The organism is Pseudoalteromonas sp. S1612 (assembly GCF_005887175.1).
Classification (GTDB): Bacteria; Pseudomonadota; Gammaproteobacteria; order Enterobacterales; family Alteromonadaceae; genus Pseudoalteromonas; species Pseudoalteromonas undina.
On sequence record NZ_PNDH01000107.1, the window covers coordinates 1 to 253 of the forward strand.

Annotated in this window: 1 protein-coding gene; it reads right to left on the reverse strand. The window is 41.9% G+C overall.

Features of this window, described 5'->3' with window-relative positions; genetic code table 11:
- Positions 1-253: methyl-accepting chemotaxis protein (locus CWB78_RS18300; RefSeq protein ID WP_249930478.1), on the reverse strand; the 253-nt coding region annotated here is incomplete at both ends.

Here is a 253-nt window from a genome sequence, read left to right on the forward strand (position 1 = left end):
ACCTCGGACTAGCTCACCCGCGATTGCGGCTTCAATGGCGGCATTTAATGGCAATATGTGTGTTTGTTCAGATACGCCTTTAATAACATCTAATATGGGACTTATATTTTCGCTGTCGGCTTGTAGCTTTTCAATTGCAGAGGCGGATTGAATAATTACTTTAGTAAGGTTATCAACAGCGTGAACTGTTTCGTTCACCATGCTTTCACCGGCTTTAGCATAATTATTTGAATCACTAGCTGAAGAGGCTGCA